The sequence below is a fragment of the Flavobacterium sp. genome (assembly GCF_044369455.1).
Classification (GTDB): Bacteria; Bacteroidota; Bacteroidia; order Flavobacteriales; family Flavobacteriaceae; genus Flavobacterium.
This window is the reverse complement of the sequence record NZ_JBIPLW010000004.1, coordinates 73,546-92,516: the sequence shown is the minus strand read 5'-3', so window position 1 is coordinate 92,516 and position 18,971 is coordinate 73,546. Positions and strand designations below refer to the sequence as shown.

Below are 18,971 nucleotides of genomic sequence, written 5' to 3'. Positions count from 1 at the left end.
CACATGAAACGAATTATTTTATTGACAGCATTAATTTTATCTTTTAAAGGATTTTCTCAAAACATTACTTTAAAAGTAGAAATCACAGGTTACAAAAGCAATAAAGGAATGGCTTACATAGCCGTTTACAAATCAGAACAGGAGTTTTTAAAAAAGCCAACTATAGGTAAAATTGTAAAAATTGAAAACAATAAAGCAGTAGTTATTTTCAATGATTTGCCAAAAGGCGAATATGCTATTAGTTCCTATCATGACGAAAACGGCAATGGTAAGTTGGATACCAATTTCATGGGAATTCCAAAAGAAGATTATGCAGTTTCAAACAACGCAAAAGGTTTTATGAGTGCACCTAAATACAAAGATGCCAAATTTATAGCCAAAGAAAGTAAAACAATAACAATGAAAATTTAATATTTAACAGTTCATCCATCAAAATAAACAGTTCAGTAAGTATAAATTTCACAACAAACAAAACCACACTATTTTTACATCAGAAATCAAATTCAATTTCAAAAATCAAATTCAAAAATCAAATTCAAAAATCAAATTCAAAAATCAAATTCAACTTCAAAAATCAAATTCAAAAATCAATATCAAAAACAATTTTAAACAACAGTAAACTTTTAAACAATATTAAACAACATTAAACTTTCAAACAACCTTAAACAACAGTAAACTTTTAAAAAATAGTAAACTTTTTAATTATGAAAACAATTATCATCACCATCGCATTAATTATTAGTTCATTACTAACAGCTCAAACCTCTTTTGAACAAGGAATGGGGAAAGCTCTTGGGCTTTGGGGAGAAGGAAAAGCGAAGGAAGCATCAGATTTAATGGAACGTATAGCAGCTGCTGAAAAAAATAATTGGTTACCTAATTATTATGTTTCATTAATTAACACCACCGAAGCGTTCAATCCTGCCAATAAAGAAAAAGTGCCAGCCATGATTATTAAAGCACAAAATGCCATTGATAACGCTACTTTAATTAGTCCGAACAATGATGAAATCATGGTAGTTCAAGCGATGCTCTACACTGTTGTTTTACTTCAAGATCCAATGACAAATGGAGTGAAGTATACAGGTTTAGTTATGGAACAATATGGAAAAGCATTGGCCATTAATCCAAATAATCCTAGAGCAGTTTTCTCCAAAGCAGAATTTGAAATTGGTAGTGCTAAATATTGGGGAACCGATACTAAACCAATGTGCGCTCAAATTGAAAAATCAATCCAACTATTTGCTAACTTTAAACCTGAAACTCCGTTTTCACCAAAATGGGGTTTGGACAGAGCGCAAGAAGCATTGAAGGGTTGTAAATAAAGAAAAGAAGTGTTACGGTTCTGAGGCACTAAGAAAAAAACCTCAGAACCTAAAAACCATTCACAATGAAACAGTTGATAAAAGAAATTCCAAGAGCTATCGTCATATCCTTCACCATCTTTTTTGTGTTGTTATTGGTTAGGATAATTACTGGAAACAAAATTCAGTTTGATTATTATTTATTGGTAAACTTTGGCTATACAATGCTTTATAGTCTTTCGTTATACTTTGCTAATGCTACCATTTTTATCTATTTGGATAAAGTTTTTAAATCAGATAGATTTATTCCAAAGAGAATAGTAATTGGTTTTATAGCATCATTTCTAGTATCAATTGTGGTTATTTTTTTATTGCGAATTTTTGAAGATGTACTAGTAGAAGGAAGTTCATTTAGCGCTTTTTTAAATAATGAAGAAATGTCCAATTACTTAGTAGCTATTATTGTTACGTTTTTTGTTACACTGGCTTTTCATGCGTTCTATTTCTATAAAGCATATACTGAAAATAAAGTAAAAGAACAAAAAGTAATTGCTGGAACTGCTTCCGCACAATTTGAAAGTTTAAAAAATCAAATCGATCCACATTTTTTGTTTAACAGCTTGAATGTGTTGAGTTCCTTGATAGAAGAAAATCCGGAGAATGCCCAAAAATTTACCACTTCGTTATCAAAAATATACCGCTATGTTTTGGAACAAAAGGACAAAGAGTTAGTTTCAGTTGAAGAAGAATTGGCTTTCGCCAAAACGTATATGAACTTGTTGAAAATGCGTTTTGAAAATAGCATTACGTTTGATTTGCCATCAGATTATAACAATCCAGAAGCCAAAGTAGTGCCGCTTTCGTTGCAACTTTTACTAGAAAATACCATAAAGCATAATGTGGTGAGCGAACAAAGACCGTTGCATATAAAAATTTACATTGAAAACAATTACTTAATTGTTGAAAATAATTTACAGAAGAAAGCAATCTTGCAAGAGCGAAAAGGTGTTGGACTGCAGAACATCGTCAATCGATATGGCTTGATTTCGGAACGAAAAGTTTTGGTAGAGGAGACACAAATTGAATTTAAAGTAAAAATTCCAATTTTAACAAAACAAATTGCCATCATGGAAACAAAAAACATTTACAGTGAGAACATGGCTTTTATAAGAGCAAAAGAACGAGTTGAAAAACTAAAAGGATTTTATGGCAATTTAATTTCATATTGCTGCGTCATTCCTTTACTCATATTTATTAACATTCAATCAGGCGGATTTCAATGGTTTTGGTTACCCGTGTTGGGATGGGGAATGGGCGTTTCTTTTCATGCTTTTGAGACTTTTGGTTATGGAAAATCATGGGAAGAAAAGAAGATTCAAGAGATATTAAATAAAGAGAATAGCACAACAAACAAATGGAAGTAATCATGGAAAATATGGAGAGCCAAAAATCACCCGAAGAATCAGTTCGTGAAAGAGTAAAAAAGTTAAGTCAGTTTTACACTCATCTTTTTATATATGTAATTGGTATTATAATTTATGTTCTAAAAACCTATTTTGGCGTTCAGTTTAATTTTTTACCAATTAAATATATAAATGGATTTGTAATGTGTTTTTGGACTTTTTTCTTAGTAGTTCAAGGATTAAAATTATTTTTAGCTGAAAGAGTTTTTGGAACCAACTGGGAACAAAAACAAATCAGAAAAATGATGAATAAACAAAATGAAACAAAACAAAAATGGGAATAATCATGGAAAAAAATAACGAAGAATACGAAAAATACCAGCGTGCCAAAAAGCAAGTCAAAGAAATCAAAGGATTTTACAGTCATTTACTATCTTATGTATTAGTCATGGCGGTTTTAATTTTTATAAATTTAAAATACACACCTCAATATCTTTGGTTTTTTTGGTCATTATTTGGTTGGGGAATTGGATTGCTTTTTCATGCTATCAGAACTTTTAATTTCTTTCCATTTTTTTTGAATGACGATTGGGAACAACGGAAGATCAAACAATATATGGACGAAGAAAATAGAAAAAATAAATTGGAATAATTATGGAAAATTATGATGAAATAAAATACCAAGAAGCAGCAAAACGAGTTAAGAAAATCAAAGGATTTTACACGCATTTAACGGTTTTTATTGTTGTCAATACCATGATAATTATTGTCAATGTTCAAAACCTCGATGAAGGTGAAAGTTTTTTTAAATTTAAAACTTTTTCAACTGCATTATTCTGGGGAATTGGTTTAGCAGCCCACGGATTATCAGTATTTCTGCCTTCCTTAATTATGGGAAAAGATTGGGAAGAAAAAAAGATTAAAGAGTTGATGGAGAAAGAAAAGAACAACAAATGGGAGTAAAATCAGTGTTCAGTAAACAGTTGCAGTAAGCAGTTATTATTTTATCCGCTTCAAACTATTTTAAACAATCTTAAACTATTTTAAACAATCTTAAACAATCTTAAACAATCTTAAACAATCTTAAACAATCTTAAACAATCTTAAACAATTTTAAACAATTTTAAACAATTTTAAACAATCTTAAACAATCTTAAACAACCTTAAACAATCTTAAACAATCTTAAACAATCTTAAACAATCTTAAACAACCTTAAACTTAGCAATGAAAATTATCATCATCGAAGACGAAAAACCAGCCGCACGATTGCTTCAACGAAAAGTGGAGAAATTAGGATTGCACGTCAATACACTTTTACATTCTGTAGAAGAATCAATTCATTGGTTTAATGAAAATCCGCATCCCGATTTGATTTTTCTTGATATACAATTATCGGATGGTTTATCGTTTGAAATTTTTGAACACTTCGGCTCCGCTCAGTGTGACATTAAAAGTGCTGTGATTTTCACTACTGCCTATGATGAATATGCGTTGCGTGCTTTTAAGCTAAATAGTATTGATTATTTGCTTAAACCTATTGACGATGAAGAATTAGAAATTGCAATTTCAAAATTCAAAAATCAATTTCAAAAAAGTATTGTTTCCAATTTTGATTTTGAAATGATAAAAAAAATGTTGGTCAACCCGATTGATAGAACCTTCAAAAAACGTTTCACCATCAAAATGGGACAACAACTCAAAATGGTAAATATAGAAGAAGTAGAATGTTTTTATAGCGAAAACAAAGGAACCTATTTGCACACTTTTGATAATAGAAATTACCTTTTGGACACCACTTTAGAACTTCTTGAAACCGAACTTGATCCGGCGGCTTTTTATCGCGTTTCTCGCAAATTTATCATTCCTATGAAAGGAATTAAAGAAATTCAAATGCATAGCAATTCTCGTTTAAAAGTAATTCTACCGTCTTACAAAGATGATGAAGTAATTGTAGCGCGTGAACGTGTCAATGATTTTAAAGTATGGTTGGGATAACGTGAGTTCGAATTAAAATTATTTGTTTTTTTATTGAAACCATTACCCTAGTTGAGCAATTTAGTATAATCACGCTTAACAAAACTTAATTTCTTAATGGTTTAAAAACTTTTCTGCATTTACTTTATTATTTGTCACAACAATAAAAAAGAAAACTATTTGATTTTTTATTGTTAATAGCAATTTTTTAAAAGTTAATATCGTATTCCCGTTAGGTTAATATTTTTTTTCTAATTACTATCAATGCAAAAAGCAATAGCGTATAGGCAAGAAAAAATGGCACTATAAACTCAATCCAACCCAAAGGCAGCATTACGGCAATGATTAGTAATTGAAAGCCCAAACCATAAAGCGAAAGTAAGGTCATAAACCAGTTCGGAAAGGTTTTTACTTTATACGCTTCTCTGTCTAAAGCATGTATGATTTTGTCAAAAGTTCCGTAAACAACAGTATAAATTCCAAATAAAATATTGACTGATTTTTGACTTTCTCCTGGTAAGGCTTTGGGTGTTTTATATTCAAATATTTTACTGGTAGTATCTCCACCAACTGATTTGTTTCTGAGAATTACATAATAGTAATTGTATAATGTGCCTTGCAATTGAATACCAATAAAAGCTAAGAAAGTAAACCAAATGGTTGTTTTAGAGACATAACAAATCGCCATCAAAATCATAAAATTCAGTACAATATCAAATACACTGTCTAAATATCTTCCTGAATAAGAAGGCGTTTTTTTCAATCGAGCCAATTCGCCATCTGCAGCATCTATACCTGATTTTAAGAGGATAAAAAAACCGGCAACTAAAAAGTGTTTTGTCAGAATGCAATAAATAGCAATCAAACCCGAAAGTCCAAAGAGCAGCGTTACATGAATAGGTGTAAAGCGGGTGTTTTTTAATTGATTGGCAAAAAATCTTCCAAAAGATCTTCCATAATCTGATAAATCTAAAAATTTATCTTGAGCGGTAAGTTTAGACATTTAACATTCAGAAACAAAGAAATGAGACAATATAGTCGAGACTGCAAATATAGGTTATAAAATATCTCTTTTATCATTCGACTCCAAAACTATATAAAATTGAAAGCCAAAAAGTAGCGTTGCCAATACAATATGAATAGTTTGTGTGCCAAAAGGAAAATCTAAGTAATACATTGCAATTCCGGAAAGGATCTCAATAAATATCAAAATCATTACCCAATCTAGCTTTTGTACATCTAAATTTAGTTTTCTATTTCGAGTAAATAAATAAAAATTTGAAAGCAAAACAAATACTGAAAATGATCGATGTATATAAAACGAAATTGATGGATTTTGTAACCAAAGTATTTTTGGAACGCCAGTTTCAGAAACAGTATCTACATGTTCTCTTACGCTTGTTCCTAACACAATCTGGATTATGGTTAAACCAATAGTTAAAAGTAAAATTATAGTAAACTTGGAGTCAGGATGGAATAATTTTTTCTTTTCTTGAACAGTGTAAATTAAAAATAATTGAAATGAAATAATCAATATTGCTACAAGCATGTGTGTAGTTATTTTCACTGGACTCAAAACAGAATCTACCACAGTTTTTCCCAACCACGCTTGAAACCCCATTAGAATACATACTAAAAACGAAAGAATAACTAGCTTTTTATTCGATTTCCAATAACCAAATGAGTAGATAAAAGTAACAAAACAGGCAATACCAGCTAGCGCACCTAACAACCGATTGATGTATTCAACCCAAGTGTGCAATGGATTGAAAACAGCATAATCATGTTTAGTATATTTTTCCCAGTTCGATGGTTCGAAATTGGTTTTTGCTATAAAATCTGTTTTGGCAACCAATAAAGATTCTTCTTTTATAATTACTTGTCCTTTATCATACTCTTTTCCTGGAGTGAATAACAATTCTTTTTTTTCTGTAGGCGGAATATAATAGCCAAAGCATTTTGGCCAATCGGGGCAACCCATTCCTGAGCCAGTAAGCCTTACAAAAGCACCAGCAAAAATCACGAGATAAACAAGAACTAAAGAAACTTTGGCTGATTTGAGGAATTTATTTTTCATAAAATCTATAATAATTTGTATTTAAATTTTCTGCAATCCCATTTTCTCGGCTCTTGCCAAAACAAAATCATACGCCGCTTGATATTCATTAGGAATTTCTCCTTCCAAAATCGCTTCTTTCACAGCTTCCTTCAAAACACCTATTTCACGTGACGGTTTTAAATTGAAGATTTCCATAATTTCCTCGCCAGAAATTGGCGGCTGAAAATTACGTATGTGATCACGTTCTTCTACTTCAATTATTTTTCTGCGAACAACATCAAAATTGTTGTGGTATTTTTTAAACTTCGTTGGATTTTTTGTCGTGATGTCGGCTTCGCAAAGTGTCATGAGATTGTCCACATCTTGACCAGCATCAAATACTAAACGCCGCACTGCCGAATCAGTAACAATATCTTCTGAAAGCACAATCGGACGAGAACTCAACATCACCATTTTGGCAACAAATTTCATCTTTTGGTTTAATGGCATGTGCAATCGTTCAAAGATTTTCTTGACCATTTTTCCGCCTAGGAATTCGTGTCCGTGAAATGTCCAACCTTGTTTTTTGTTGTACTTTTTTGTGGGTGCTTTTCCAATATCGTGCAATAACGCTGCCCATCGTAACCAAACATCATCGGTATTGGGGCAGATATTATCGACAACTTCGAGTGTGTGATAGAAATTGTTTTTATGCGTATGACCTTCAATTTCTTCTACGTTATTCAAAGCGGTAAGTTCAGGAAGAATAATATCCAATAAGCCCGTTTTGTATAAATGCAAAAAGCCAATGGACGGTTTGGTGGTTTCTAAAATTTTATTCAATTCGTCCACAATTCGTTCACTTGAAATGATTTTAATACGTTCTTTGTTTCTCTCAATTGCTGTTAATGATTCTTTTTCAATAATAAAATTTAATTGCGTTGCAAATCGGATAGCACGCATCATTCGCAACGGATCATCAGAATAGGTGATATCTGGATTTAAAGGTGTTCTTAGGATTTTATTTTCTAAATCAGCTAAACCATCAAATGGATCGATTATATCACCATAATTATTTTGATTCAATGAAAAGGCCAACGCATTAATCGTAAAATCTCGACGGTTTTGGTCGTCTTCTAAACTTCCGTTTTCCACGATAGGATTACGACTGTGTTCAGCATAACTTTCTTTTCGGGCACCCACAAATTCAATGTCGATATCTTTATAACGCAGCATTGCAGTGCCATAATTTTTGAAGACCTGAACTTTTGGTTTGTTGGGTAATAATTCGGAAACTTTCAGCGCTAAATCAATTCCGGAACCAATCGCCACAATATCAATATCTTTTCTAACTGTGGCAGGCAGGTCTAAGTCACGTTGTAATAAATAATCACGAACAAAACCACCAATTACATAACTTTCGAGATTAAGTTCTTGAGAAGCATTTGAAATGATTTCAAAGATTGGGTTATTTAGTGCTTTTTTGTAATTCATAGTATTTACCGCAAATTCGCAAATTATTATCTAGAACTAATAATTCGTTTGTACTCTAGTGATATTAAATTGAAATTAGTAAGTATTGCTAGTTGATTTCCTGAAATTTTCAAATAATTTAAGCATTGATTATAATGAGCATTATTAAAACAGTCTACCGTTTTTATTTTCAAGATGATTTTATCATATATTACAAAGTCGGCATAAAATTTATGTTTTAAAATAGTATTTTTATAGCAAACTGAATATTCTTTTTCTCTTTCATAGAGAATACCTAAATGTTGTAACTTATATTCAATAGCATCTTTGTAAACAATCTCTGAAAATCCTTTCCCTAAATTTTTGTGTACCTCAAATAGTATACCTACTATGCTATAACTCTCATTTTTAAATAAATAATCATCCATAAATTTAAAAAAATAATTTGCGAATTTGCGGTAAAAAATTAACTACGTATTATTTTAACCTCACTATCTAAAGAAAGCTTAATAATCGTTGACGGTTTTTCACAAATTTTTTCGTGATGCAAATTTACTACATAGTCGACACCTTTTATAATTTCGGGACTGATTTCTTTGAACGATTTTGGACTAAACATTCCTGAAATGTTTGCAGATGTAGAAACCAAAGGTCTTTTCATGCGTTCCATTAGTTTGAAACAAAATGGTTCTTTCACAATTCTAACTCCAAGCGAATTATCAGTACCAATGAGGTTTGCAGCTACATTTCGTGGATTATCAAGAATTAAAGTCGTTGGGTTCTCAGATAAATCAAGTATTTGCCAAGCAACTTCGGGAATTTCTTTAAAAACAGTGTACATCATTTTTTCGCTATTCATTAGCACAATCATGCTTTTAGATTCTTCGCGTTGTTTCAAAGCGTAGATTTTTTTTACGGCTTCCACATTTGTAGCATCGCAACCAATTCCCCAAACCGTATCGGTCGGATAAAGGATGACACCACCATTTTGGACCACTTCGAAGGCTTTATGAACTTCTGTATTGATGTCACTCATAATTTTATTTTAATTTATAAACGCCAAAGAATTTTTTAAAACTCTTACTGACAACTTTATACTTGACGATAATTTTGTTTTTCCAACTTAGTGCAAGCCATTTGCTTTGTGGTAATAATTCCTTTTTGATAAGTTCATTGGCTTCTTCTGAAAGGATAAAATCGGTTTTTAGTTTTTCCCATTTTACATTGTCATACCCATTAAAGTTATTGACTTTGTTCTTCTCGTGAATTACTGCAATCCAAAGTCTTTTATGAGTTACTTGTTTGATACGAGTTTCTTTTTTCCACATGTTGTGATGGTAAAACCAAATGGTTTTTGGGTCATTATTTTTTTCAATCAAACTCATAAACGGATTGAAAATATGCTCTTTTTTCCCGAGCATTACCGTGGGACGAATTTGTAAAGAATAGCCTTTAATAACGTCAAGAACTAAATATTCTTGTTTTTCAAACTGCAATTGAATTTCATTGATAAAATCTTTATGAATTGCATCATCGTTATCAATTCGAGAAGTGATGAGGTATGGTTTTTTATTTGGAATTGCAGCAATATATTTTTTTAACTCATCATAAAATTGAGGCATTCCATCAATATAAAACACTTTGAAATTGGGTAGGTTCTGAATCAACTCTGCCATTCTTTTTTGGTATTTTTCTGGCGTAGTAATGTCAAAATATAACAACCATTCAAAATTCTGATTGGTTTGTGCTATGATAGTCGGAAAACAGAAGTTCTCAAAAAACCACATGCGCTCTTCCATCCAATCATCAGTGAGAAGTTTTTCATTATTTTTGGTTACGTCCCATTCTGGATTTCTGAGGTTGAAACGGGTAACTAGAAGATGATGGAACATATGTTATAGATTAAGATAATCAAAAGCTTTGTTTGCAAATTTCAAATTGGTTTCTCGGCAATCTTCCAAAACTCCGGTATAGGATTGTACTTTTTTCAAATCGGCTTCAAAATTAGAGAACGCAGAAATCACCGGTTGGTATTTGAAATTGTAAAATTTAGACGAGTTTGGAAACACCATCACTTTTTTGCCCAGCATTAACGACCAATACATCGCATGATAACTGTCGGTTAAAATGGTATCGGTTTCGCCAATGAATTTCACTACATCTTCAAAAATAGCATTGTTGGCTGTGGATGGAAACTGTTCAAATTTTTTTAAAACACTTTTATCGCTTAACGTTTTCTTGTGGAAAATCATCCCGATTTCATTTTTTACTTCGTGTTTTTCGTCAAAAATGGGATGCAAACAACTCACACACGGAACCCATTCTTCTTTCATGCCATAATCGCGAACGCCAACTAAACCAAATTTTGAAGTATCGATATTGTATTTTGAAATTTTGCCGTAAGTGCTTTTTTCTTTCGCATTATGACCCAAACCCCAAAGCACGGTTTTCTTTCCTTTTTCGCCCAATTTTTCGAAAAGTTCCATCTGTAAATTAAAACCTTCACGGTTCAACAATCCGCCACCGCCAATGATAAGTGAGTTTTTTGTAATTTTTTCAAACCAGTTGTCTCTTGTTGCTTCGTCTCTTTTGTAATCAAAAATATCGAGATGTTTGCCTTTTAATTCATCAAAATAATGATGAACACCACAATAATAATCACCAATATTAGTTGGATCATAGCGATGTAAATTTACTACATCGAGATTTTCCTGAGTTGGATTTTTCAGAATTCTGCTAATGACTTCTTTTTTACGAGCGGAACGATTAAAATGAGAAAGTTTATTTAATAAGAAATCGGATAGAGACATGGTGTAGAATAATTTTTGCAAAAATATACATTTTGTTTGAGGTCTAAAAGTCAATTGGTTACTTTTACGAATAATATTACTTTCAAAATTAACAAGAAAAACAAATGGTGATTACCTAAAAAATTGTAATTTCCATTTTTATAGCTATATGAAATTATCAGTTATTATAACAACTTACAATTCAGAAGAATGGTTGCGCAAAGTGCTTCTTGGCTTTACCGTTCAAACAGAGGAAGATTTTGAAATTGTAATTGCTGATGATGGTTCGACTTCAAAAACTGCAGAACTCATTGCTGCTTTTCAGGGTAAATTTAAACATCCCATTATTCATGTTTGGCAGCAAGATAAAGGTTTCAGAAAATCTAGAATTCTTAACAAAGCCATATTAAAATCGAATTCCGATTATTTACTTTTCACCGATGGCGATTGCATTCCGAGAAAAGATTTTGTGGCTGTTCATGTTAATGAAAAACAAGCAGGTTATTTTCTTTCGGGCGGTTATTTCAAATTACCACTGCCCATTTCGATTGCCATTTCTGAAGATGCTATTTTGAACCAAAAATGTTTCGAGATTTCATGGTTACTCAAACAGGGTTTGAAAGCGAATTTTAAAGTATCGAAATTGACACACAATAGCTATTTCGCTACTTTTATGAATTGGCTAACTCCAACAAAACGTTCCTGGAACGGACACAACTCGTCGGGATTTAAACATGATATTTTAGTAGTAAATGGTTTCAACGAAGCAATGGATTATGGCGGAATGGATAGAGAACTTGGCGAACGAATGTTCAACAATGGTATGTTTTCCAAGCAAATCAGATACAGCGCTATTTGTTTGCATTTAGACCACAAACGAGGTTATGCTAATGAAGAAAAAATAAAGAACAATATGGAAATTCGACGTTTTAATAAAAAACACAAAATTATCCGAATTGAGAATGGGATTGATACATTAAAAATATAATTACCTTTACACCATAATTTCCAACTATGAAAATATCAGTTATCGTTAGTACTTACAATGCCGAAGAATGGTTAGAAAAAGTATTGATTGGCTACAGTGTTCAGACGTACAAAGATTTTGAACTCATTATTGCTGACGATGGATCAAGACCTTCCACTAAGGAATTGATTGATAGTTATGCCAAAAATTATCCAGTTCCTGTGCGTCATATTTGGCATGAAGATTTAGGATATCGTCGTCAGGAACTATTAAATATTGCGATAGTTGAAGCCTCTCACGATTATATTTTAATGACCGACGGTGATTGTATTCCTAGAAAAGATTTTGTAGCAATACATGCAAAATATGCCACAAAAGGGAGATTTCTTTCGGGAGGTTATTGTAAATTATCCATGAAATTGAGTACAGAAATATCCAAGGATGATATTCTTTCAGAACGATGTTTTGATTTAAAATGGTTAAAAAAAATAGATAAATTAAATGTTTCTAATGCTTTGAAAATTGGAGCCACAGATTTGTCAGCATCGGTTTTAGACTTTTTTTCACCAACTATTCCTTCGTTTAACAATTGTAATTCTTCTGGATTTAAAGAAGATATGATTGCCATTAACGGTTATGACGAACGGATGAAATATGGTGGACCCGATAGAGAATTTGGAGAACGATTGGAAAATAATGGCATTAAAGGAAAACAAATTCGCCATAAAGCTATAGTTTTACATTTAGATCACCCAAGAGGTTATAAAACACCTGAGTCTTTGGCTGCAAATTTGGCTATTAGAAAAGAAGTGAAAGACAAGAAAATAGTTTGGACGCCTTTTGGTATTATTAAAGACAATCAATAATTGATGAGAATATTAGTTACTGGCGCAGCAGGTTTTATTGCATCACATCTTTGTGAAAAACTGCATGATTTAGGTCATGATGTAGTTGGTATTGATAATTATAATGATTACTATAGTCCAGCATTAAAGCGCTTAAACGCAGCTGATTTGAATGTAAAAGGTATACCTGTTTTCGAACTTGATTTGAATGAAAATCTGAAACCAGTTTTTGAAAAGCCCTATGATTATGTTTATCACTTGGCGGCACAACCCGGAATTTCCGCCGAAACGTCTTTGACGGATTACGTAACCAATAATATTTTTGCTACGCAAAATTTACTCGATGCCATTTTACAATACAATCCAAAATTAAAATCATTTATCAATATTGCGACATCTTCCGTTTATGGTTTGGTGGCCAATGTGGATGAAAATGTGCCAACAAAACCCATTTCTTTTTATGGTAGTACTAAATTAGCAGCCGAGCAATTGGTTCTAGGGTTGCAACGTTTGGGTAAATTAAATGCTTGTTCCATTAGACTTTATTCTGTTTATGGACCAAGAGAACGTCCAGAAAAGTTATATACTAAACTGATTGAAAATCTTTATGCCAACAAACCTTTTCCACTTTTTGAAGGCAGTGTGAAGCATGAAAGAAGTTTTACTTTTGTTGGTGATATCGTTGATGGTTTATCCGCCATTATTGGAAAAGAAGACATTGTTAATGGAGAAATCATCAATTTAGGAACAGATGAAGTTCACACTACGCAAGAAGGTATCAATTTGGTGGAAGCAATAATGAATAAACAATTGATCATCGACCACAAACCTGCCAGAAAAGGCGACCAAGAACGAACTTCTGCTGTGATTGATAAAGCTAGAAAACTATTGGGCTACGAACCCAAAGTAACCTTTAAGAAAGGTTTGGAACAACAAGTAGAATGGTATTTGGATAAGTTTACTTCGTAATTCGAAGCACAAACTGTTTCAGCTTTTCCGCAAACAATTCTGGTTTTAATTTCTCATACCATTCAAAAGCTTGTGCTTTGTAGTTTTTGGCATGCTTCACATACAATTCTGGAAAATAGTCGCTCAAGTGAACGATATCATAAAAACCAGTTTCTTCTTTTATATTCCACGAAGTTCTATTAATCCATGGTGCATAAATGGTAAACGTTGGTATGTTTAAAGCTTTTGCCATATTGGTTGCGCCACCTTCATTTCCAATCAACGCATCGCATTGTGATTGCAAAGCGATAAAATCTCTCAAACTTTTGGCATAAAAATCAAGGTTTATTTTTTCCTGAGTTGCCGGTAAACACAAATCATATATGGCTTTAACCTCATTTGACTGGTTCGGCATATAATTAAAAAGCATTTGTATGTCTTTTGCATTGGCAATAGTATCCAAAGTTTCAGCCATGTATTTTGAAGGCAAACTTTTATTCTTACCGCTGCCGAGAATACCAATCATAAATATTGGTTTGGTCGTATCGCAATTTTCTTTGATGGAAACTTTAGCTTTATCGATTTCTTCTTGACTTAAATGAATCTGCGGATAAATCATTTCGACTTCTTTGCCCAAAGCGGTTTTTGAAAGCAATAGGCGATAGGCATTGGCAGTAGCATCACAATCGGCATCAGGAACTACAGTTTTCGTATAGAAAAAAGTGGTGTACCATTTGTAATGTCCGACTCTGATTTTTGCACCTGAAAAATAGGTTGGCAAAATACTATCCCATTTGCAATAGGCATCAATGACAATATCGTAGTGGTCTTTTTTTAATTCAATTCCAAATTGATAAAGATTCATAAAACCTTTATGCTCTTCTGGTTGAAAGAAAATCACTTTGTCTATAAATGGATTATTATCTACGACGGCAAAAGTATTTTTCTGGATTAGGTAATGTACTTCGGCTTCGGGATGATTTTTTTTTATGGTTTCGCAAATGACAGTACTGGCAAGGACATCGCCAATCATTTTTATTTGAATTACAAGTACTTTCATTTGGAATAGTAGATATTAGACTTCAAATATTAGAAATATATTTAATATCTAATATCTGATATTTAAAATTAAACGGCTACATCATATTCTCTCAAGGCATCATTGAGTGATGTTTTTAAATCAGTTGATGGTTTTCTCGTTCCGATAATCAAAGCACAAGGCACTTGATAATCGCCTGCCGCAAAAGATTTGGTATAACTTCCTGGAATTACTACCGAACGAGCAGGAACAACTCCTTTATATTCTATAGGTTCGCTTCCGGTAACGTCAATGATTTTTGTGGATGCAGTAAGGCAAACATTCGCGCCCAAAACAGCTTCTTTTTCCACGCGAACACCTTCAACCACTATGCATCGTGAACCAATAAAAGCACCATCTTCAATAATAACAGGAGCGGCTTGCAATGGTTCTAAAACACCACCGATTCCAACACCACCTGAAAGATGAACGTCTTTACCTATTTGAGCACAGCTACCAACTGTTGCCCAAGTATCCACCATAGTGCCCTCATCAACGTAAGCACCGATGTTAACATAACTTGGCATTAAAATAACGCCTTTAGAAATGTATGCGCCATAACGAGCAGTTGCTGGTGGAACCACTCGAATTCCTTTTTCGGCATATCCGGTTTTAAGCAACATTTTGTCATGGTACTCAAAAATTCCAGCTTCCCAGGTTTCCATTTTCTGAATCGGGAAATACATTACTACCGCTTTTTTTACCCATTCGTTTACTTTCCAGCCATTAGATGTTGGTTCCGCAACACGCAACGTTCCTGCGTCAAGTAAAGAAATTACTTCTCGAATGATTTTTAAAGTAGTAGTGTCTTTCAACAATTCTCGGTTATCCCAAGCTTTTTCTATAATAGATTGTAGATTGTTCATTTTTTTGAGTTTTACTTTCTTTCTGTATGACCAAAATTTTTGAGTTAACAAAGATACCTTTTTTGACGATTCTAAAAAATGCATTTTATTTAACTTTATTTTACGATTTGATTTAATATTTTTGGACAATTAAGTATTGATAATATGAGAAAAAATATTTTACTATTGTTATTATTGTCTATGATTAGCTGTCAACAGCAATCAAAAAATGAAGCGGAATTAAAAAATGATTCTATAAAGAATACGCTTTCTAATTCTCACAATGCCAAGAATTCACTTGATTATGTTGGCATATATAAAGGAATTTTACCTTGTGCTGATTGTGAAGGTTTAGAAACTGAAATTATTATTAATGAAAATGCAACCTATAGTATAAAGACAAAATACCAGGGAAAAGGAAATAAAATTTTTCTCCAAAAAGGAAGTTTCACATGGAATAAAAACGGTAACACTATCATTTTAAGTAATGTAGAGAATTCGCCAAATCAATATTTTGTTGGTGAAAACACGTTAACACAACTAGATTTGTCAGGTCAAAGAATTACTGGAAAATTGGCAGACGATTATATTTTATCAAAACAACCTATAGATACCACAACTATCGAAAATGGAGTCGAAAATAATGCAACGGTTGATTTAAATAATCGAATTGAAACGACTACAGTAATCCAAAAAGTGAATCCAGCTAGCGGTAAATTTACCTTAGCGGAAACCAAATGGAAATTAGTTTCATTAAACAATACTACTATTTCTCAAAAAGGAAAAAAAGTCTTTTACTTAAAGTTAAATTCTAAAGACGGAAGATTCAATGCCTATATGGGATGTAATTCCATTACAGGAAGTTATGTTATGCCTTCACCATACAAATTAATTTTTTCAGAAATAATAATGACCAGAATGGCTTGCCCAGAAATGACTTTAGAAACTAATTTTTCTAGTATGCTGGCCAAAGTAAATAGTTACAAAATAGATACTGAAATGCTAATTTTATTCGGTGAAAGAAAAAAAGTATTGGCAAAATTTAAAGCCACAAAATAAAGAAGATGTCTAGAATTCTTGCTGTAGATTACGGATTAAAACGAACTGGAATTGCCGTCACCGATGAGCTGCAAATTATAGCATCAGGACTAACGACAGTGCCATCAGAAATAGCTATTTCTTTTTTGAAAGATTATTTTTCGAAAGAAAATGTTTCTAAAGTTCTGATTGGCGAGCCCAAACAAATGAATGGGAAACCTTCAGAAAGTACTCCAATCATCGAAAAATTTGTCTCCGATTTTAAGATAGCTTTTCCCAATATGAATGTGGAACGAACCGACGAACGGTTTACTTCTAAAATGGCAATCCAAACTATGATAGATAGTGGATTGAAAAAAAAACAACGCCAAAATAAAGCGTTGTTAGATGAAATTGCAGCAACAATAATGCTACAAAACTTTTTGACTAAGAAATAATCAACTTATTTATTTTCTATTCTGTAAATAATACTATTTTGGTAGCGATTAATAATTAATTTGTGCTTTGCATACTCGTCAGGTGTTAGAATACTTTTAATTTCCTGATTTTGATCTTTAATTATCTTATTAACTTTAGTAGTAAATTGTGATTGTGTTAATTTACGATCTTTATTTACGACTTTTATTTTTTCGTTAAACTTACTAACGATTGCCAAATATTTTGTTTTTATTTCTGGTGATAAACCAATTTCATCTACTTCTTTAAGGAATTTTTTTCTAATATCTTCTTTTTCTTTTGTTGTGTATAACGTTTTTGTTACCACTTGATCACCAGTTGCAGTTTGGGTTTCAGATTGTCCAAATGCGTTCAAACTAAAGATAATTGCTATTGCTAAAACATACTTTTTCATTGCTATATATATAATTAATATTTTTTCAAATATATAAAAATCACTTTAATTTTTGCTTTTTTGAAACAAAACATAATGGCTTTTTTTTGACTTAACTTAAATTCAACTTTATCAAATATTTTTTTGATTACTTTTGCAAAATAATAGTATTTAATAACAGAGAGTACGTATAAATAAAATAGATTTTAAACAATGATATTACCAATTTACGGTTATGGAGAAAATGTATTAAGACAAGTTGCCGAAGAGATTTCTCTTGATTTCCCAAATCTATCTGCAATTATTACCAATATGTATGAAACCATGTATAATGCTTATGGCGTTGGATTGGCTGCTCCACAAGTGGGTTTGCCTATACGATTATTCATAATAGATACCGAGCCTTTTTGTGATAATAAAGATTTGTCAAAAGAAGCGCAAGAACAACTTAAAGGATTCAAAAAAACATTCATTAATGCCAAAATGATTAAAGAAGACGGAGAAGAATGGAGTTTTAATGAAGGTTGTTTGAGTATACCGGATGTTCGAGAAGACGTTTACCGCAACGAAAGAATAACGATTGAGTATTGCGATGAAGAATTCAACAAAAAAATAGAAGTTTATGATGGATTAATCGCTCGTGTCATTCAGCATGAGTATGATCATATTGAAGGAATTTTGTTTACTGATAAAATTTCGATGTTAAAAAAAACATTGATTAAAAAGAAACTTCAAAACATCATGGATGGTAAAGCGTTTCCTGATTATAGGATGAAATTTGTGAATAAAAAAGGAAGATAAATTAAAATATCAAAAATCAATGACAATCAAAATATTTAAAATTTGCAATTGAAATTGACATTGAAATTGGCATTGAAATTGACATTGAAATTGATATTGAAATTGATTTTTGAATTATATATATTTGTTCCCAAATTAAATTATAAAATGAACGTAGAAAAAATATTAGCCATTGCTGGAAAACCAGGTTTATTCGAGTTAAAAATACAAACGCGCTCCGGCTTTTTAGCAGAATCATTATCAGACGGAAAGAAAATCACAGTGGGATTAAGAAGCAATGTTAGTTTGCTTTCTGAGATTTCGATGTATACCTATTCCGAAGAAAAGCCTTTGGTTGATATCATGCGTGCTATTGCAATCAAAGAAAATGAAGGACCAACATCGGTTTCTCATAAAGAAGATAATACCAAATTAATGGCTTATTTTCAAGAAATTTTACCAGATTATGATGCCGATAGAGTGTATGCTTCAGATATTAAAAAAGTATTAAATTGGTATAACATTCTTCAAGCAAAAGGAATGGTTTCTAAAGAAGAACCAAATTTAATTAATGCAGAAGAAGTAAAAGAGCAAGTAGTTGAAGAAATTAAATTATCAAAGTCTTCAAAAACAAAAAAATAGTTAATTACTTCTTTATA

General features: G+C 31.9%; 24 protein-coding genes. 14 read left to right on the top strand and 10 right to left on the bottom strand.

Annotation, left to right across the window (positions count from 1 at the left end; translation table 11 throughout):
• Positions 1 to 3: 3 nt before the first annotated feature.
• From ACIQ2L_RS05440 to ACIQ2L_RS05410, 7 genes are all read left to right on the top strand, one after another.
• Entirely contained in the window at positions 4 to 411 is a 408-nt protein-coding gene (locus ACIQ2L_RS05440; protein WP_396157103.1) for a DUF2141 domain-containing protein, read from the top strand.
• Between the two features lie 293 nt (positions 412 to 704).
• Positions 705 to 1,325 (top strand): hypothetical protein, encoded by a 621-nt coding sequence (locus tag ACIQ2L_RS05435; protein WP_396157102.1) that lies wholly within the window; start codon positions 705 to 707, stop codon positions 1,323 to 1,325.
• Positions 1,326 to 1,390: 65 nt separating this feature from the next.
• Positions 1,391 to 2,728, top strand: coding sequence for a 2TM domain-containing protein (locus ACIQ2L_RS05430; RefSeq protein ID WP_396157101.1), 1,338 nt, complete (start codon positions 1,391 to 1,393; stop codon positions 2,726 to 2,728).
• On the top strand, positions 2,719 to 3,051 hold the full coding sequence (locus tag ACIQ2L_RS05425; protein WP_396157100.1) for a 2TM domain-containing protein: 333 nt from the start codon (positions 2,719 to 2,721) through the stop codon (positions 3,049 to 3,051). The genes ACIQ2L_RS05430 and ACIQ2L_RS05425 overlap by 10 nt, the downstream gene beginning before the upstream one ends.
• A 2-nt stretch (positions 3,052 to 3,053) precedes the next feature.
• Positions 3,054 to 3,359: a 2TM domain-containing protein gene (locus tag ACIQ2L_RS05420; protein ID WP_396157099.1), complete on the top strand. Its 306-nt coding sequence runs from the start codon at positions 3,054 to 3,056 to the stop codon at positions 3,357 to 3,359.
• A gap of 2 nt (positions 3,360 to 3,361) precedes the next feature.
• Complete coding sequence (locus tag ACIQ2L_RS05415) at positions 3,362 to 3,670, top strand: 2TM domain-containing protein (RefSeq protein WP_396157098.1); 309 nt, start codon at positions 3,362 to 3,364, stop codon at positions 3,668 to 3,670.
• 262 nt (positions 3,671 to 3,932) lie between these two features.
• Complete coding sequence (locus ACIQ2L_RS05410) at positions 3,933 to 4,703, top strand: LytR/AlgR family response regulator transcription factor (protein ID WP_396157097.1); 771 nt, start codon at positions 3,933 to 3,935, stop codon at positions 4,701 to 4,703.
• Positions 4,704 to 4,914: 211 nt separating this feature from the next.
• Here ACIQ2L_RS05410 and ACIQ2L_RS05405 read toward each other — a convergent pair whose 3' ends face one another.
• The 7 genes from ACIQ2L_RS05405 to ACIQ2L_RS05375 are packed head-to-tail and all read right to left on the bottom strand — an operon-like array spanning position 4,915 to position 11,024.
• Positions 4,915 to 5,685, bottom strand: coding sequence for a CDP-alcohol phosphatidyltransferase family protein (locus ACIQ2L_RS05405; RefSeq protein ID WP_396157096.1), 771 nt, complete (start codon positions 5,683 to 5,685; stop codon positions 4,915 to 4,917).
• Between the two features lie 54 nt (positions 5,686 to 5,739).
• The gene (locus ACIQ2L_RS05400) at positions 5,740 to 6,759 is read right to left on the bottom strand and encodes a heme A synthase (RefSeq protein ID WP_396157094.1); all 1,020 of its coding nucleotides are present in this window, start codon (positions 6,757 to 6,759) and stop codon (positions 5,740 to 5,742) included.
• A 21-nt stretch (positions 6,760 to 6,780) separates the two neighbouring features.
• Complete coding sequence (locus tag ACIQ2L_RS05395) at positions 6,781 to 8,214, bottom strand: CCA tRNA nucleotidyltransferase (RefSeq protein WP_396157093.1); 1,434 nt, start codon at positions 8,212 to 8,214, stop codon at positions 6,781 to 6,783.
• A 26-nt stretch (positions 8,215 to 8,240) separates the two neighbouring features.
• The gene (locus tag ACIQ2L_RS05390) at positions 8,241 to 8,621 is read right to left on the bottom strand and encodes a GxxExxY protein (RefSeq protein WP_396157092.1); all 381 of its coding nucleotides are present in this window, start codon (positions 8,619 to 8,621) and stop codon (positions 8,241 to 8,243) included.
• A gap of 38 nt (positions 8,622 to 8,659) precedes the next feature.
• Entirely contained in the window at positions 8,660 to 9,229 is a 570-nt protein-coding gene (locus ACIQ2L_RS05385) for an L-threonylcarbamoyladenylate synthase (protein WP_396157091.1), read from the bottom strand.
• Positions 9,230 to 9,233: 4 nt separating this feature from the next.
• On the bottom strand, positions 9,234 to 10,085 hold the full coding sequence (locus tag ACIQ2L_RS05380) for a glycosyltransferase (RefSeq protein ID WP_396157089.1): 852 nt from the start codon (positions 10,083 to 10,085) through the stop codon (positions 9,234 to 9,236).
• Between the two features lie 3 nt (positions 10,086 to 10,088).
• Positions 10,089 to 11,024: a polysaccharide pyruvyl transferase family protein gene (locus ACIQ2L_RS05375; RefSeq protein WP_396157088.1), complete on the bottom strand. Its 936-nt coding sequence runs from the start codon at positions 11,022 to 11,024 to the stop codon at positions 10,089 to 10,091.
• A 127-nt stretch (positions 11,025 to 11,151) separates the two neighbouring features.
• Between ACIQ2L_RS05375 and ACIQ2L_RS05370 the strand changes: the two genes are divergently transcribed.
• Genes ACIQ2L_RS05370 through ACIQ2L_RS05360 form a run of 3 tightly spaced genes read left to right on the top strand, consistent with a single transcriptional unit; the run spans position 11,152 to position 13,763 of the window.
• Positions 11,152 to 11,970 (top strand): glycosyltransferase family 2 protein, encoded by an 819-nt coding sequence (locus ACIQ2L_RS05370; RefSeq protein WP_396157087.1) that lies wholly within the window; start codon positions 11,152 to 11,154, stop codon positions 11,968 to 11,970.
• 26 nt (positions 11,971 to 11,996) lie between these two features.
• On the top strand, positions 11,997 to 12,815 hold the full coding sequence (locus ACIQ2L_RS05365; RefSeq protein WP_396157086.1) for a glycosyltransferase family 2 protein: 819 nt from the start codon (positions 11,997 to 11,999) through the stop codon (positions 12,813 to 12,815).
• 3 nt (positions 12,816 to 12,818) lie between these two features.
• Positions 12,819 to 13,763, top strand: coding sequence for an NAD-dependent epimerase/dehydratase family protein (locus ACIQ2L_RS05360; RefSeq protein WP_396157085.1), 945 nt, complete (start codon positions 12,819 to 12,821; stop codon positions 13,761 to 13,763).
• On the opposite strand, the gene ACIQ2L_RS05355 is transcribed toward ACIQ2L_RS05360, so the two are convergent.
• On the bottom strand, positions 13,753 to 14,802 hold the full coding sequence (locus tag ACIQ2L_RS05355) for a glycosyltransferase family 9 protein (protein WP_396157084.1): 1,050 nt from the start codon (positions 14,800 to 14,802) through the stop codon (positions 13,753 to 13,755). The two genes, ACIQ2L_RS05360 and ACIQ2L_RS05355, sit on opposite strands and share 11 nt — an antisense overlap.
• A gap of 68 nt (positions 14,803 to 14,870) precedes the next feature.
• Complete coding sequence (locus ACIQ2L_RS05350) at positions 14,871 to 15,686, bottom strand: 2,3,4,5-tetrahydropyridine-2,6-dicarboxylate N-succinyltransferase (protein WP_396157083.1); 816 nt, start codon at positions 15,684 to 15,686, stop codon at positions 14,871 to 14,873.
• A 144-nt stretch (positions 15,687 to 15,830) separates the two neighbouring features.
• On the opposite strand from ACIQ2L_RS05350, the gene ACIQ2L_RS05345 reads away from it, so the two are divergent.
• A complete protein-coding gene (locus ACIQ2L_RS05345; protein WP_396157082.1) occupies positions 15,831 to 16,724 on the top strand; it encodes a copper resistance protein NlpE N-terminal domain-containing protein in 894 nt (297 codons plus the stop codon).
• 5 nt (positions 16,725 to 16,729) lie between these two features.
• Positions 16,730 to 17,140: a Holliday junction resolvase RuvX gene (gene ruvX, locus ACIQ2L_RS05340; RefSeq protein WP_396157081.1), complete on the top strand. Its 411-nt coding sequence runs from the start codon at positions 16,730 to 16,732 to the stop codon at positions 17,138 to 17,140.
• 5 nt (positions 17,141 to 17,145) lie between these two features.
• Here the strand turns inward: ruvX and ACIQ2L_RS05335 are convergent, their stop codons facing one another.
• Positions 17,146 to 17,553 (bottom strand): hypothetical protein, encoded by a 408-nt coding sequence (locus tag ACIQ2L_RS05335; RefSeq protein WP_396157079.1) that lies wholly within the window; start codon positions 17,551 to 17,553, stop codon positions 17,146 to 17,148.
• A 192-nt stretch (positions 17,554 to 17,745) separates the two neighbouring features.
• On the opposite strand from ACIQ2L_RS05335, the gene def reads away from it, so the two are divergent.
• Complete coding sequence (gene def / locus ACIQ2L_RS05330; RefSeq protein ID WP_396157078.1) at positions 17,746 to 18,333, top strand: peptide deformylase; 588 nt, start codon at positions 17,746 to 17,748, stop codon at positions 18,331 to 18,333.
• A 147-nt stretch (positions 18,334 to 18,480) separates the two neighbouring features.
• Complete coding sequence (locus ACIQ2L_RS05325; RefSeq protein WP_396157077.1) at positions 18,481 to 18,954, top strand: DUF5606 domain-containing protein; 474 nt, start codon at positions 18,481 to 18,483, stop codon at positions 18,952 to 18,954.
• The last annotated feature ends 17 nt before the right edge of the window (positions 18,955 to 18,971 follow it).

Excerpts from the sequence above, each read along its gene's own strand:
- ACIQ2L_RS05355 (WP_396157084.1), bottom strand. The coding sequence starts at position 14,802 with ATGAAAGTACTTGTAATTCAAATAAAAATGATTGGCGATGTCCTTGCC.
- ACIQ2L_RS05385 (WP_396157091.1), bottom strand. The coding sequence starts at position 9,229 with ATGAGTGACATCAATACAGAAGTTCATAAAGCCTTCGAAGTGGTCCAA.
- def (WP_396157078.1), top strand. The coding sequence starts at position 17,746 with ATGATATTACCAATTTACGGTTATGGAGAAAATGTATTAAGACAAGTT.
- ACIQ2L_RS05425 (WP_396157100.1), top strand. The coding sequence starts at position 2,719 with ATGGAAGTAATCATGGAAAATATGGAGAGCCAAAAATCACCCGAAGAA.
- ACIQ2L_RS05415 (WP_396157098.1), top strand. The coding sequence starts at position 3,362 with ATGGAAAATTATGATGAAATAAAATACCAAGAAGCAGCAAAACGAGTT.
- ACIQ2L_RS05370 (WP_396157087.1), top strand. The coding sequence starts at position 11,152 with ATGAAATTATCAGTTATTATAACAACTTACAATTCAGAAGAATGGTTG.
- ACIQ2L_RS05440 (WP_396157103.1), top strand. The coding sequence starts at position 4 with ATGAAACGAATTATTTTATTGACAGCATTAATTTTATCTTTTAAAGGA.
- ACIQ2L_RS05420 (WP_396157099.1), top strand. The coding sequence starts at position 3,054 with ATGGAAAAAAATAACGAAGAATACGAAAAATACCAGCGTGCCAAAAAG.
- ACIQ2L_RS05345 (WP_396157082.1), top strand. The coding sequence starts at position 15,831 with ATGAGAAAAAATATTTTACTATTGTTATTATTGTCTATGATTAGCTGT.
- ACIQ2L_RS05325 (WP_396157077.1), top strand. The coding sequence starts at position 18,481 with ATGAACGTAGAAAAAATATTAGCCATTGCTGGAAAACCAGGTTTATTC.
- ACIQ2L_RS05360 (WP_396157085.1), top strand. The coding sequence starts at position 12,819 with ATGAGAATATTAGTTACTGGCGCAGCAGGTTTTATTGCATCACATCTT.
- ACIQ2L_RS05365 (WP_396157086.1), top strand. The coding sequence starts at position 11,997 with ATGAAAATATCAGTTATCGTTAGTACTTACAATGCCGAAGAATGGTTA.
- ACIQ2L_RS05405 (WP_396157096.1), bottom strand. The coding sequence starts at position 5,685 with ATGTCTAAACTTACCGCTCAAGATAAATTTTTAGATTTATCAGATTAT.
- ACIQ2L_RS05380 (WP_396157089.1), bottom strand. The coding sequence starts at position 10,085 with ATGTTCCATCATCTTCTAGTTACCCGTTTCAACCTCAGAAATCCAGAA.
- ACIQ2L_RS05430 (WP_396157101.1), top strand. The coding sequence starts at position 1,391 with ATGAAACAGTTGATAAAAGAAATTCCAAGAGCTATCGTCATATCCTTC.
- ACIQ2L_RS05400 (WP_396157094.1), bottom strand. The coding sequence starts at position 6,759 with ATGAAAAATAAATTCCTCAAATCAGCCAAAGTTTCTTTAGTTCTTGTT.
- ACIQ2L_RS05410 (WP_396157097.1), top strand. The coding sequence starts at position 3,933 with ATGAAAATTATCATCATCGAAGACGAAAAACCAGCCGCACGATTGCTT.
- ACIQ2L_RS05390 (WP_396157092.1), bottom strand. The coding sequence starts at position 8,621 with ATGGATGATTATTTATTTAAAAATGAGAGTTATAGCATAGTAGGTATA.
- ACIQ2L_RS05335 (WP_396157079.1), bottom strand. The coding sequence starts at position 17,553 with ATGAAAAAGTATGTTTTAGCAATAGCAATTATCTTTAGTTTGAACGCA.
- ACIQ2L_RS05435 (WP_396157102.1), top strand. The coding sequence starts at position 705 with ATGAAAACAATTATCATCACCATCGCATTAATTATTAGTTCATTACTA.
- ruvX (WP_396157081.1), top strand. The coding sequence starts at position 16,730 with ATGTCTAGAATTCTTGCTGTAGATTACGGATTAAAACGAACTGGAATT.
- ACIQ2L_RS05395 (WP_396157093.1), bottom strand. The coding sequence starts at position 8,214 with ATGAATTACAAAAAAGCACTAAATAACCCAATCTTTGAAATCATTTCA.
- ACIQ2L_RS05350 (WP_396157083.1), bottom strand. The coding sequence starts at position 15,686 with ATGAACAATCTACAATCTATTATAGAAAAAGCTTGGGATAACCGAGAA.